The sequence below is a fragment of the Xenorhabdus sp. Sc-CR9 genome, from assembly GCF_963897815.1.
Classification (GTDB): domain Bacteria; phylum Pseudomonadota; class Gammaproteobacteria; order Enterobacterales; family Enterobacteriaceae; genus Xenorhabdus.
On record NZ_CAWQTY010000044.1, the window covers coordinates 54411 to 66874 of the forward strand.

Genomic DNA, 12464 nt, shown 5'->3' on the forward strand with positions numbered 1-12464 from the left:
TTTGCATCAAAATTCGTTTCCCAATCCATGCCATCACAGGCACGGCCATTGAATTGCCGATTGCCCGGTAACGATGGCCATCCGGGCAGTTTTCTGCGGTTTTCCCGTTCCACGGAATTTGGGTGTGATTATCGGGAAAACCCTGCAACCGCTCGCACTCAATAGGCGTCAGGCGGCGAACAGCATCCTGTGTTGTTATCAAATCCGTGGCACTTTTATCATCCCTGGCACTTAAGGTTGACGAGATATCATCTGTCCGGTATTCGCCAAACGAGAGCAGACGATAGGTAGATACCAGCCCGCTGCCTCTTTGTGAAAATATCTCCTGATTGCTCATCCCGATACCGCCCGTATTATGGCTCTGGTTTAACGTCGGGTGCGGGTTTAGCCCTGAGTCCCAGTGACTGCCGATAACAGCGCGGCCGCCAGCATGGGTGGTAACTGCTTTTTCCGCCGTTTCGCACGGTTCAGAATACCGGCGCACGCTGTCTGGCTCAAAAAGTACCGTGGCGGGACAGAAGTCGGCTCGAGCACTTGCGACAACAAACACACGGCGGCGTCGCTGGGCCACTCCGAAATATTGAGCGTCGAGCACGCGCCATGCGATGGATCTTTGTGGTCCAGACACATAACCCGCGTTCGTCCATTTCTTCCCTGATGGCTGCAAAGGTTCATCCTCGCCGGCCAGTCCTGCAAGAAAGCAGCCGAAGGCGTTATCTTTGCTGGATAAGGTGCCGGGTACATTTTCCCAGACGATAATGGCAGGCTGTTCGCCGTTTGCTGCTCTGACGGAATCAATGACATTGGCCAACTCCACAAATGATAAGGTTAATTGTCCCCGCTCATCGCCCAGCCCATTACGAAGACCGGCAATACTAAATGCCTGGCAGGGTGTGCCGCCGACCAGAATATCCGGTGCCTCGGCCTTATTTTCGGCAAACAGGGCGGGAATTTTGGTCATATCGCCCAAATTGGGCACATAAGGCCAGTGATAGCGCAGTACTTCTCCAGGGAATTTTTCGATTTCGCTGAACCACACCGGAGACATACCGAGTGGTTCCCATGCCACACTGGCGGCCTCAATACCGGAACAAACTGATCCGAAGCACATCATTGTTTGTCTTCCTGCACCCTGTCATACATCTCTATGACTTGCAGGGCAACTGCAGCTACTTGCACCATCTCCGCGCGCGCCGTTCCTGCATGTTCACCGCCATATTCATCATGCAAAATGGCCTGGGCGAATTCGCCAACCTCTTCACTCAATATCGCTTGCCAGACAAACGGGGATAAATTACGGTCAGCACCCCATTTTTCATCCTGACGGTTCATTTCTGTCAAAACATCGCGGATAGCGGACGTTACGCCATGTTTGTCTATGGTTTTCTGTTTTTCCCCACACAACCATTTATCTCCGAAGTCATCCCGAATCCAACAATCAGAGATTTCTTGCCTCAATTGTTCGGCTGCGCCATCTAACATTTTTGCGATATTGCGAACTTCTGATTCTGATTTATCAATGGAACCATTCAAATAAGCGGCAATTAACCTATCACGGGCATATTTAATGCCCTGACGTTGTGGCTCTTTAACATCAATATCAAATTTCGTTATTTGAAATTTAAAGCAACTCCATTCGCCAGCCATCTGCTCAGCCGCTTCATGGGAGTAAAAAACACCAACAACCTCAGGCGCACCGATCCCCCATTCTTTAATCGGAAATTCTTCCAGTACAAATACACTCATTACACTTTCCTCACTTCACCAAGTTTATTAATCCGCTGCCGCAACGCATCGCGGCGCGCCTCTTTCTGCCGTTCCGTTTCGACGGGAATAAAACTGCCGTCCGTCCACAACCTGAATTTCTGTTCACCAAGGTTAATGTGCCCCCCGATGAGTAATGATTTCGCCATCAACCGACTAAAATTCATCCCGATTGAATCCGCATAATCGATAACTTTTTCCACTAAACCTTTATCTTCGTTAATCGTCCTTCGTGCCTCCGTACAGTTATTGACAGAACTCCAAGGGGCGGCGTTGCCGCCAGATAAAGGCAAAACCCCACCGCTGACCGTGCCGTTATCGGCTGTTAACTTCGGCACTATCTGCCAGCGGTGTTCACGGGTTGAAATAAAGGGATCATTGATAAGGTAAGGGGAGGTGATCCCCTGAATGCGTTGCGTGTCCTCACCGTAAGGGCTGCCACCTTCCACACGCTCATAAGAAAGACGCGCGGTCAGATCGCGGCGGGCAACCAACGGGCCACCCTGCGCCTCAGTGTATTTAGCCCAATCACCGGCATCAGCGGCGTCAATGACCTCGTCCAGCTTTTCAATATTCAGGCGGGCATCACCCAGACGGCGCAGTTCCCGCCAAACTGAAACCGGTGCGCCGCCGATTTGCTGAAACTGACGGATACGCCAGCGACTTGCCCAGGCAGAAACCGCTTTCGCCATGTCCTTGATGGATTCACCGGTCTCACCGTCTTTTTCATCATCCAGCGCGTAGCCGTCAATATTCTTTGATATGTATTTAGCGATATACCCCGTGGCGCTGCCTTTTTCCTTGTCGATAGGTTCAACATGAAAGCGGGCTTTGCGGGCGGCTTCGCTGTTCAGTTCAGCGGCTTCTTCCAGCATGGCATGATGGCGAATAATGGCGCGCATCTTCTCGACATGCTCAGGGGGCATAAACAGCAGCATGTGCCAGTGGGGCGTCCCGTCATGGTGAGGCTCGACCACCCGGAAGCCAAAGACGCTAATTCCCTCACGGGCATACGCCGCGCGGATACGTGCCCAGACACCACACAGATACTTTTGGGTATCACGGGGGTTAGAACCGTCCCAGTTTTCCACAAAACCGCCTTTGCTGTGCACCGCATGATATTTTGACGGGGCGGTCAGGGTATAAAACTCACCCACAAATCCCCGATCATCGGCCAAATCTTCAAAACCCCGCATGCGTACCATCAGTTCGCAACGGCGCACGGCCGGATTGGCCACACTGCCCAACACCATGTCACTTAACGGTACCCGTTCACCGAGTTCATTTTCTAAATCAAGCGCCTTGAGAAATTCCCAGCTCTTGCGCTTTTGCTCTTTCCACTCACGCAGGGTATTGCGGGAAACATAGGGTGAGGCTGATTTTTGTACCTGCCCAACGGCAATCGCCATGTGCTCAACACGAATATCCCGCATTCTTTTCAGGCGGCCATACCACCACTTATCAGACATCAGGCGAAGCAGGCCGGCACATAACTGATCAACCGTGACTTTCCCGCCCCGCGTCAGTTGTTGCCAGTAAGGGGGCGTGGTTCCTGTCTGGTGGGCCAGCTTTGCCATTCTCTGGTAGACATTCAGCAGACGATGCCTAGCTTCGTCCTGATCATCCGGGAGTTGGTTGACATACTGCGCGGAAACCGCTTCGTAGCTGTTGGTCATAAATTGGGAGACCTCCCACGCAAGCTGCCGAATTTCTTTGCGTTCCAACGTCACCAGACGCTCTAATTGCTCAATAAAAGGGAAAGGTGTTGCGCCAACAGCCTGATGTTTAAATTGATAACGTTCAAAGACTTTGTTCAGCCGTGGTAATACATTCTCACCAATGGTTTTACGCAAAAACGCATTAGCACGACGGCGGCCAGTGCGGCCGGATTCGGTATAGATTTTTTTGTAACGGTTAGAAAAATACGTCGCCAGAAAATCAGGCATTACCCCGATAAACTGGCGGCGCCACTCATGATCGGCGGGATTGGTATCCCATAGCAGACGTTCAGCCATCGTTGCGTCAGTGGGCAAACCCGGCTGAAAGTCTTCACGCTGGCGATGCATGGCAAGTATTGCGTCGCTGTTGTGTTCCACTAGCTCACTCATTCGCAAACGCCTGCATACACAGAGCTGCACGCCTGATGTGAATTTTCTTCGGCCAATAAATCAAATTGACGCCCCCCCCTAGAAGTCAGCGCCCAGTCGCGATAGGTTTCGATACCGTGTGTTTCTAAGGTCACGCAGTCGATGCGACGTTCCCGCTTCATGGGGTCTTGGTGGGAAGGGAAAAAAGTGGAGTTGCCATGGCGGGAGCACGCAGCAACCATTCTTTCCCAACGAGCAACACGGGCGATTTCTTCAGGGAAACGCGAATATATTTCGGCCAGCTCAGATTTACGGGCATGAATGCACGGCATACAACCCACACGCGAGCAGCCTTGTTGATACAAGGGATTCGGTTTGATACCGTGTTTTTTCGCCAGAGCAAAAACCTGCTCATGCGTCCATGACAGAATGGGGCGATAAACGGATAAACCGGCAATATCATCGACATCCGATTCCCATTCTGGCAGTTTCGCGCGCTCGGGTGACTCTTGTGCCCGGACGCCTTGCCATGAAACCACTTCGTCGAATTCGGATAACAGCGGCTGGATAACCTGCTCCGCAATGGGTTTATGCTTTAACTCAAAGGTGCAAAAACGGGCTTTTGTGGACGGAAACCGGCCCTTCAACATACACAAATCCAAAAACGGAATATCGGTCGGAAATAACATTTTGAGTGCAGCAATGATGCGCTTTTCTGCCTGCGCCGGCGTCATGCCACACTCGGCAACCAGACTGACAGGCCAGCGGGTTTTAATGAACTCGCGTTTGTTTTTAATCTGGCTGGTAAAATCTGCTTTCACCCGCTGAATTTTACCCAGTCGGCTTTCCAGATAATCCAGATATTCCATGGTTTGTGGGTGTTCATGGCCAGTGTCGGCAAATACCGCGATATGCTTCACGCCGTTCTCGATAGCCAACAGCCATTGGGCCAGACTGTCTTTTCCGCCGGAAACAGCAATCATATTGATGGTGCTGTCTGCATGGCATCGGATATCAATCATACCCGCCCCCTCAGCACCGCAATAATCTCTTTGGCCGGCTGGCGGTTGCCATTGGCAGCAATGTTGCGGGGCGCGTTGATTTCATGAACAGTAAAACCGAGGTCGGTATACAGTTCGTTGGCGGCGATCGAATTAGAAACGGTGACGGGTACACCCAGATGCGCATTTAGCGTGTACAAATCCATCGCCAATGCCTCATGGTCAGCCTGAGCGAAAACAGATTGGTGATATTGGGAAAAGGTGCCAAGATACGGCGGGTCGCAATAAACCACGTCGCCGTAATCAACGAGGGTTAATGTGTCCTGCCATTCTAAATGTAACAGTGATACGTCAGCCGCACCCGCCTTTAACACAAACGCATCAATTTCTGCTTTGGGGAAATACGTCCTTTTATAATGACCGAATGGCGTATTAAATTTACCCGCGGCATTATAACGGCATAACCCGTTATAACCGTGGCGATTTAAATACAGAAACCAAAACGCCTGCCAACCATTCCCAGCATTATATGTATTAAAATTGGTTCGTTTTTCACCGTTATTAAACGATTCACGAATACGATAATAATCTGCCTCGTGATTTCGCCTGAATAACCGCTCCCCCTCAGCAGTAACGAATTCGGGAAAATTAACAACAAACCAATAGAAATTAATCAAATCCGCATTCACATCCGCCACCAAATACGCCGGATAATCCGTGTTCATCATCACCGCGCAAGAACCCGCGAACGGCTCAACCAGCCGACGGCCGGCGGGCAGGTGGGGCAGTAATTTATCTATGATGCGGGCTTTAGACCCCGCCCATTTCAGAATGGTTTTATTTGTCATCTCACACGCTCCGATAATGTTTTTGTTTCAGTTCAAAAACGTCCTGGCAAGGCATACAAAGGGTCACGCCTGCAATAATCATTCGGCGTTGTTCGGGGATGGGATTTCCGCAGCTCTCACACTCAAAAGCAGAAACCCCGACCGGGCGGTTAACATGCGCGGCTATCCGGCGTTCCAGCATTTCTTCAGCGTGCTGAATGGTGAGGTCGAGCGCTTTAGACATGGTTCAGTTCCTGCGCTTCGTGTTCGTACTTTTCTGCTTCAGCGACCAACAGTGCAGCGGATGCGGCATAATCCAGTTTGTGATTCAGGATATGTGCAGCAAGGCTGTCCAGACGGGAAGCAGAACGAAACGCCAGTGTCTTGCGTTCGTCTTCCCGATTTTGTTTTATCAGTTGCTCTGTATTCATGTTTCTATTTCCTGTTTTTAGGTAATAAAAAGCCCTGACGCTCTGACGTCATAAAAATGGTTTTTGTGTTTTTTAATTAAAAGGCGATGCTTTCAGGCATACAAGACACAGCCGCTTTAAACTGAATCATGGCCTCTATAAATGCTTTTTTTTCATCGTAGGTAAAACTTTCATAGGGTGTACCGTATTTTGATTTAGGAAAGCCCGCTAAATGAAGAATGCAATGCAGAACTCTTTCATTGTTTCGCGTGCGGTTATTGGTGCGGTCGCGCATGTTCTTAATAAACTCAGCAATTGCTTTATCACTATCTCGCTTAAAAACACGGCTTTTTAGATGCGCTGTATACAGCATGCCGTCGATTTTTTCATCCAACGTTAAAATAACAGCGCGACACGGTTCAGTATTTGCCATTGCTTTACCCTCATAATAAGGACAATAACGGGGTTAGTATTATTGTTGCTAAACCCAGTGAAACCAACGTCATTAATAAAGGTTTTTCTTTCTGATTATTTGTACCAGTTGCTTTAATATTAAAAAAATCAGCACTGGTCACTTTATATTTATGTTGCATCCTCTTTAGATTGTTCATGAATTTTTATCCTGTAGAGTTGTAGGCAATGCATTAATGCTTGTTCACGAGAAGCAAACTTACCGTAGCAATATTCGCTGTCTTCAACCTGATAACGGGTAAGTGGACAAACAATGTTTTGACGTAATGGACGAATTAATAACGTTCCAAATTTAATTCGTCCTTTATTTAATTCCTCTGGTATTGGCAGCACATTTCGCATGTTTTATTACCTCATTGTTATTATGTTGCCGGTTTTTAGCCCTGTCCGGCGCAGGGTTTGTGGTATAGTTCTGTTGCCTGCCGTTTCTTTCCACAGAGATACAGGCAAAAAACATCAACCACCCTACAGAAGGAGTTATCATGTCCTGCGAACAACAAATAAAAGAAAATTTAAAAGCACTTGAGTTAATACTCGATAATTTAGATTATTCTTCTGCTGAGTTAATCTCTTCTCGTGAAATAAACGAGATACAAGATTTATTCCTTAGTGTTGGCGCTAAACTCAGAGATAAATTACCGCCCGCCGGTATTGTAAATGATTTCAGTGTTACTGAGTTTTAGATATATTCCCGGCGTCTGTTTTGATGCCGGTTATTCTTAGGTCTTTCTTAGATAAACTATGAATAGACTCAAAAATAGATTGCAAATCTTCTGCGAGAATTGTCCGGTAATCCGCCTGGCCGCGATTGTTTTTGATAGCCATTAATATATCTGACATCAATTCAAATTTTTCATACACACTCAGGGACTTCACTTGATAACTAATGCCATCTTTTTCACCTTCGATAATTTTATTAGCGGTTCCTGAATTGGAAGGTTTATATAAAAAACAATTCTTCATAGAAGTAAGCGAACGCGAAGCCTTGACTGCTTGCTTGAGTTCATCGGCTAACTGTTGAGAAAGACCTATATTAATCACAGGTTCAGCAGCCTGCCGCAACTCCCCCTCACCAAGACGCACAGAGCGGGACAGATAATAATTATCACCGGTTGCGATTCGCATATATTGCTCCAGCGTGTCCTGGATAAATTCCGGGGTGACGTCAACCTCGTTTTTGACATCGTCAAAAACATCTTGAAGACGAGAAAACATCGTTAATTGCAGTTTTGAACGTTCCAGCGATGTTAAGTTTTTCATTTTATTACCCTCGTTTTGCTTCATCATTTAATCAGCAATAGAGATTAATTAGCCGACATTAATCTACTCTCACCAGCTTTTCTGCTTAAAACACTTTCAATTCTTTCTAATTCAGGCGGGATAATCCCTAAATCATCAACCAATTTATTAACTCGCTTAAACCAGCTAGTTTTCCAACCCATACGTTCATATGAAGGCTTCTTATTATTGGTTTCATAAACCATTTCCAGCCATTCATTCCACATAATCATAAGATGAACTCCTCGGCCTTTTGCTGTGCGTTCGCTTTTAATAGGTAATTGGCCACAGAGAGTTAGTTTACGGATACCTCTTTCTGACTTTCCAGTACGTCGACAGAATTCTTTAGCTGTGATTGGGTCCGGGGTCTTAAATAAAAATTGAAGGATCTCGTTTGGATTACGCATTGTGTTATCTATCCGATTAAGCCAGCTAGCTTTCCAGCCGATACGTTCATCAGAAGGTAGCTTGTTAGTCACTTCATAAATCATTTCCAGCCATTCATTCCACATGACCATGAGGCGCAAATCGCTAAATTCATTACCGTTGATTTCGCGTTCGGTTCTGATAGGCAAACGACGGCGGTCAGCTAACTTGCGCACACTGCTTTCCGTTCTTCCGGTACGACGCTGGAATTCATTAACAGTGATTGGATCTGGGATCTGAAACAACAATCTCAAAACTTGTTCGTTCATATGCTAATCTCTTCTTTTGGGGTATTTTTACGAAGAAAAACCCCACATGACGATTTATATCTTAAATCTACGAAATTTTTCCGAGAATGTAAACATGAATCTTAATATTGATGTATCTGAAAAAATCAAACTGATGCGTGAAAGTGAACGTATGAGCCGCGCTGAAGCCTCGCAGGAGTGGGAATTAAAGGGAGATGCTTTATGGAGATATGAGAACAGCAAGACAATTCCGAATGCTGCTGTAATCACAAAAATACTTTCTCACCCTAAATTTGAGAAATACTCACTCTGGTTTATTACTGGTAAAACTATTCCAGAAGTAGGCCAAATTGCCCCTGCACTTTATGACCCTAAAAACTACGAAATCGGAGAAGAAAAATCCGCATGAATATCATTGAGAAATTGAAAGAAATAGAGTCAGTCGAAAAAGTTAAGTTCTCCCATCCGGATAGCATGGAACATTCATTAAATTGGAATTTACTGAGTGCAATACTCAACCAAAAACAGATAGAGAAATATTCAACATGGTTCGTCACCGGAAAGATTGCTCCTGAAGCTGGTCAGATATCACCGGCTATCGCACACAGTGGGCAAATGACAATAATGTTGTCGTTTTAAGAGCCTCAAACTGGCTATCTATTTATCAATCCTATGTTTTTCATACAGGTATAAAGTTACCACGTCTAACTGGAGGGCGCAGCCATGGCAATTAAAGCGCTTGAAGGTGGACGTTATAAAGTGGATATAAGGCCGCGCGGAACGTCAGGAAAACGAGTCCAGCGGATATTTAAGAAGAAAGCGGATGCCGTTGCATTTGAACGAAATGTTTTAGCCAATACCAACACCCAAGATTGGAAACCAAACACAAAGGATTTTAGAAAGTTATCGGAGCTTGTGGAAATTTGGTGGAATTATGAAGGACGTAACTTAACTTGGGGTAAAAAAAGAAAGTATTCAATACAAGGAATGATTAGAGATATGGGCGATCCTGCTGTATATCAGCTAACGTCACGTTTTCTCAGCGAATATCGTTCACAACGGTTATATGACGGCATAAAAGCATCGGCGATCAATAGAGATATGGCAATGCTTAGCGGTATATTTACTATTTTGATAGATATAACGGAGTATACCGGAACACACCCAATCAAGAGTATTAAACCGCTCAAGATAAAAAAGCCAGAGATGTCGTATCTCACTGAGTCAGAAATTACAGAGTTATTGAAAGCGGTTACTGACGATGCTTGGCGCTTAACCGTTCTATGCTTAAACACTGGCGCGAGATGGGGAGAGGCCAGCAAACTGAGGGCTGAAAACATGCTGCATAATCGGGTAACTTTTACAGAGACCAAGAACGGCAAGCATCGGACTATACCGATATCCGATGAAGTTATGAAAGTGGTGAAAACCAAGTCAACTGGGCTCTTGTTCGATGTTAATTACAACTCGTATGTATATCTCTTGAAAAAGATGAAATCAGACTTACCCCACGGGCAGGCTGTGCATGTTTTGCGTCATACCTTTGCTGCTCACTTTATGATGAATGGAGGGAATATTTTAACCTTACAAAAAATCATGGGGCATGCAAATATTCAGCAGACTATGGCATACGCCCACTTCGCCCCTGACTATTTACAGGATGCCATTAAATTCAATCCATTAAGAGGAAGCATCCACATTCCATCCACTTTTATGGATGGAAAAAGTTACTGAGAATACCCCAGTGAATTTTTAATCCATTGAAAAACAAGCGTAGTCCTTGTATAAAGGGCTACGCTCCTCCCACATACTGCTGGGCTAACTTACTTTTACATTGCCAAAATAATTATCAGAAAACACATGAATCTACAGCACCATTTCCTCATTGCCATGCCTTCGCTCTCTGATCCTTATTTCAATCGTTCTGTAGTTTATATCTGCGAACACGATCAAAATGGGGCAATGGGATTAGTTATTAATAAACCGATAGCTCAAGTTTCCATCGAAAGTATCTTACAGAAGTTAGATATTTCCCCTGAAGACAGAGACGATACTATCAATCTCAATAAACCTGTGATGGCAGGTGGGCCGTTGTCTGAAGAACACGGTTTCATTTTGCACACACCACAATCAGGTTTTAGCTCCAGTATTCAAATCTCTGATCAAACCATGATCACGACATCCAAAGATATGCTGGAAGCACTGGGAACACCTCGCCAACCGAAGGATGTTTTGATGACTCTCGGATATTCAAGCTGGGAAAAGGGGCAGCTGGAAAAAGAGATTATGGAAAATAGCTGGCTTACCGTCAGCGCAGAACCATCTATCATTTTCAATACACCTGTTGTCGAACGCTGGCGTGAAGCTGCTTCTCTGCTAGGGTTCAATATTAATAATCTTGCATCACAAGCAGGACATGCCTGATGAAAAACCGCACTATCATTGCCTTCGATTTTGGTACTAGCAGTATTGGTGCCGCCATTGGGCAAGAAGTTACAGGCACAGCCAGAGCACTATCTGCTTTTAAAGCCAACGAAGGTTCCCCAAATTGGCAACTGATTGAGAAACTGCTCAAAGAGTGGCTGCCCGATCTGGTTATTGTTGGCCTGCCACTCAATATGGATGGCACTGAGCAACCCGTCACCGCACAAGCCCGTAAATTCGCCAATCGCCTGCACGGGCGTTTTGGTGTTCAGGTTGAACTCCATGATGAACGGTTGACTACTGTGGAAGCTCGTTCCCACCTATTTGATCACGGTGGCTACAAGGCGCTCAATAAAGGTAAAGTCGATGCTGCTTCTGCTGTCATCATTCTGGAAAGCTGGTTTGAGCAACAGTATTCCTGACTAACTCCTGTAGAAACAACATCGATAACGATACTATTTTCATGTTTGTAATAGCCATATTCATTATGAAAAATGGCTGTTACTGCAAAAACAATTGTTAACTCTTATTCTGCCAGTAATCCCGATGCCTTACGCTGTTGCCGGCTTTGTTCGTAAGTTTGCATACCGCAAGCAGCACCAGTCTGCATTAATGTTGCTATCTGATGGTTTTTACCTTCCCTGATCAAATGGCTGATGGCCTGATTAACGACTAAAACTTCATGGATAGCCACCCTGCCGCCGTCTTTGGCTGGGATCAGCTGTTGAGAAATAACCGCTTTTAAACTTCCCGCCAATTGGCTGCAAATCCAGCCTTTCTCTTCCGCGGGAAAGACATCAACTAAGCGATCTATTGCCTGGATCGCACCACGGGTATGTAATGTTGATAAAACTAAATGCCCTGTTTCAGCCGCTGTCAAAGCCAACCGGATTGTCTCTTTATCACGTAGCTCCCCCAGTAAAATCACATCAGGATCTTGCCGTAATGCACCTTTCAGGGCTGTTTGGTAATCCGGCACATCTTTACCAATCTGCCGCTGCTGTATCAGGCAATTCCGGCTTTGATGCACGAATTCTATTGGGTCTTCCAGGGTAATGATATGTTTACTGCCGCGGCTATTAAAAGCATCAATCATAGCTGACAAAGTAATGGATTTCCCGCTTCCTGTCGCACCTGTCACTAATATCAGCCCACTCACTTCCTTCAAGATAAGGTGTTGGATGATATCAGGTGCATATAATTGCTCCAGAGTCGGACATTTATCCGTAATTAATCGCAATACCAATGACAAATGGGATTGTTGATAAAAGAGATTTCCTCTGAGTCGTTGTTGATTTTGCATCTCCACTACAAAATCAATATGGCCATGCTCCTGTAACTGTTTTTTCTGTGTATCCGATAATATTTCCCTGCTCCATGCAATCAAAGCATCCGATTGAATTGCTTCCAGTTGTATCTGAGGATATAACACACCATTAATGCGCAAAACAGGAACTTGCCCGACACAAAGATGCAGATCGGAAGCATTATGCTTTACACTAAGGGACACCAATTTTTCCATATTCAT

Annotated in this window: 17 protein-coding genes and 1 pseudogene; 6 read left to right on the plus strand and 12 right to left on the minus strand. The window is 45.9% G+C overall.

Annotated elements, in window-relative coordinates; translation table 11 throughout:
* Positions 1-10: 10 nt before the first annotated feature.
* From AACQ81_RS02475 to AACQ81_RS02515, 9 genes and pseudogenes are all read right to left on the minus strand, one after another.
* Positions 11-1111, minus strand: a pseudogene (locus AACQ81_RS02475) (DNA cytosine methyltransferase); the annotation flags it as partial.
* Positions 1111-1746 (minus strand): MazG-like family protein, encoded by a 636-nt coding sequence (locus tag AACQ81_RS02480; RefSeq protein ID WP_237386175.1) that lies wholly within the window; start codon positions 1744-1746, stop codon positions 1111-1113. The pseudogene AACQ81_RS02475 and the gene AACQ81_RS02480, both read right to left, overlap by 1 nt.
* Positions 1746-3872: a replication endonuclease gene (locus AACQ81_RS02485; RefSeq protein ID WP_237386176.1), complete on the minus strand. Its 2127-nt coding sequence runs from the start codon at positions 3870-3872 to the stop codon at positions 1746-1748. The genes AACQ81_RS02480 and AACQ81_RS02485 overlap by 1 nt, the downstream gene beginning before the upstream one ends.
* Positions 3869-4873, minus strand: coding sequence for a phosphoadenosine phosphosulfate reductase domain-containing protein (locus AACQ81_RS02490; RefSeq protein ID WP_237386177.1), 1005 nt, complete (start codon positions 4871-4873; stop codon positions 3869-3871). The genes AACQ81_RS02485 and AACQ81_RS02490 overlap by 4 nt, the downstream gene beginning before the upstream one ends.
* Complete coding sequence (locus AACQ81_RS02495; RefSeq protein WP_237386178.1) at positions 4870-5700, minus strand: DNA adenine methylase; 831 nt, start codon at positions 5698-5700, stop codon at positions 4870-4872. The genes AACQ81_RS02490 and AACQ81_RS02495 overlap by 4 nt, the downstream gene beginning before the upstream one ends.
* A gap of 1 nt (position 5701) precedes the next feature.
* A complete protein-coding gene (locus AACQ81_RS02500; protein ID WP_237386179.1) occupies positions 5702-5923 on the minus strand; it encodes a TraR/DksA family transcriptional regulator in 222 nt (73 codons plus the stop codon).
* The gene (locus tag AACQ81_RS02505) at positions 5916-6110 is read right to left on the minus strand and encodes a DUF2732 family protein (RefSeq protein ID WP_237386180.1); all 195 of its coding nucleotides are present in this window, start codon (positions 6108-6110) and stop codon (positions 5916-5918) included. Before AACQ81_RS02505 ends, AACQ81_RS02500 begins: the two co-directional genes overlap by 8 nt.
* Before the next feature lie 76 nt (positions 6111-6186).
* A complete protein-coding gene (locus tag AACQ81_RS02510; protein WP_237386181.1) occupies positions 6187-6522 on the minus strand; it encodes a DUF5347 family protein in 336 nt (111 codons plus the stop codon).
* A 149-nt stretch (positions 6523-6671) separates the two neighbouring features.
* Positions 6672-6902, minus strand: a complete 231-nt coding sequence (locus AACQ81_RS02515) for a hypothetical protein (RefSeq protein WP_237386182.1) — start codon at positions 6900-6902, stop codon at positions 6672-6674.
* Between the two features lie 140 nt (positions 6903-7042).
* On the opposite strand from AACQ81_RS02515, the gene AACQ81_RS02520 reads away from it, so the two are divergent.
* On the plus strand, positions 7043-7243 hold the full coding sequence (locus AACQ81_RS02520; protein ID WP_237386183.1) for a hypothetical protein: 201 nt from the start codon (positions 7043-7045) through the stop codon (positions 7241-7243).
* Here AACQ81_RS02520 and AACQ81_RS02525 read toward each other — a convergent pair.
* Positions 7230-7820 carry a hypothetical protein gene (locus AACQ81_RS02525; protein WP_237386184.1) on the minus strand — a complete coding sequence of 197 codons (591 nt, stop codon included), beginning with the start codon at positions 7818-7820 and terminating at the stop codon, positions 7230-7232. The two genes, AACQ81_RS02520 and AACQ81_RS02525, sit on opposite strands and share 14 nt — an antisense overlap.
* Before the next feature lie 44 nt (positions 7821-7864).
* On the minus strand, positions 7865-8533 hold the full coding sequence (locus tag AACQ81_RS02530) for a helix-turn-helix domain-containing protein (protein WP_237386185.1): 669 nt from the start codon (positions 8531-8533) through the stop codon (positions 7865-7867).
* A gap of 46 nt (positions 8534-8579) precedes the next feature.
* On the opposite strand from AACQ81_RS02530, the gene AACQ81_RS02535 reads away from it, so the two are divergent.
* From AACQ81_RS02535 to ruvX, 5 genes are all read left to right on the plus strand, one after another.
* Positions 8580-8921 carry an XRE family transcriptional regulator gene (locus AACQ81_RS02535; RefSeq protein ID WP_339353365.1) on the plus strand — a complete coding sequence of 114 codons (342 nt, stop codon included), beginning with the start codon at positions 8580-8582 and terminating at the stop codon, positions 8919-8921.
* Positions 8918-9151: a hypothetical protein gene (locus AACQ81_RS02540; protein WP_237386187.1), complete on the plus strand. Its 234-nt coding sequence runs from the start codon at positions 8918-8920 to the stop codon at positions 9149-9151. Before AACQ81_RS02535 ends, AACQ81_RS02540 begins: the two co-directional genes overlap by 4 nt.
* 84 nt (positions 9152-9235) lie before the next feature.
* On the plus strand, positions 9236-10246 hold the full coding sequence (locus AACQ81_RS02545; RefSeq protein WP_237386188.1) for a phage integrase: 1011 nt from the start codon (positions 9236-9238) through the stop codon (positions 10244-10246).
* 126 nt (positions 10247-10372) lie between these two features.
* Complete coding sequence (locus AACQ81_RS02550) at positions 10373-10936, plus strand: YqgE/AlgH family protein (RefSeq protein ID WP_237386189.1); 564 nt, start codon at positions 10373-10375, stop codon at positions 10934-10936.
* Complete coding sequence (gene ruvX, locus AACQ81_RS02555; protein WP_237386190.1) at positions 10936-11358, plus strand: Holliday junction resolvase RuvX; 423 nt, start codon at positions 10936-10938, stop codon at positions 11356-11358. Before AACQ81_RS02550 ends, ruvX begins: the two co-directional genes overlap by 1 nt.
* A gap of 104 nt (positions 11359-11462) precedes the next feature.
* Here ruvX and AACQ81_RS02560 read toward each other — a convergent pair whose 3' ends face one another.
* Positions 11463-12464 (minus strand): type IV pilus twitching motility protein PilT, encoded by a 1002-nt coding sequence (locus AACQ81_RS02560; RefSeq protein ID WP_237386191.1) that lies wholly within the window; start codon positions 12462-12464, stop codon positions 11463-11465.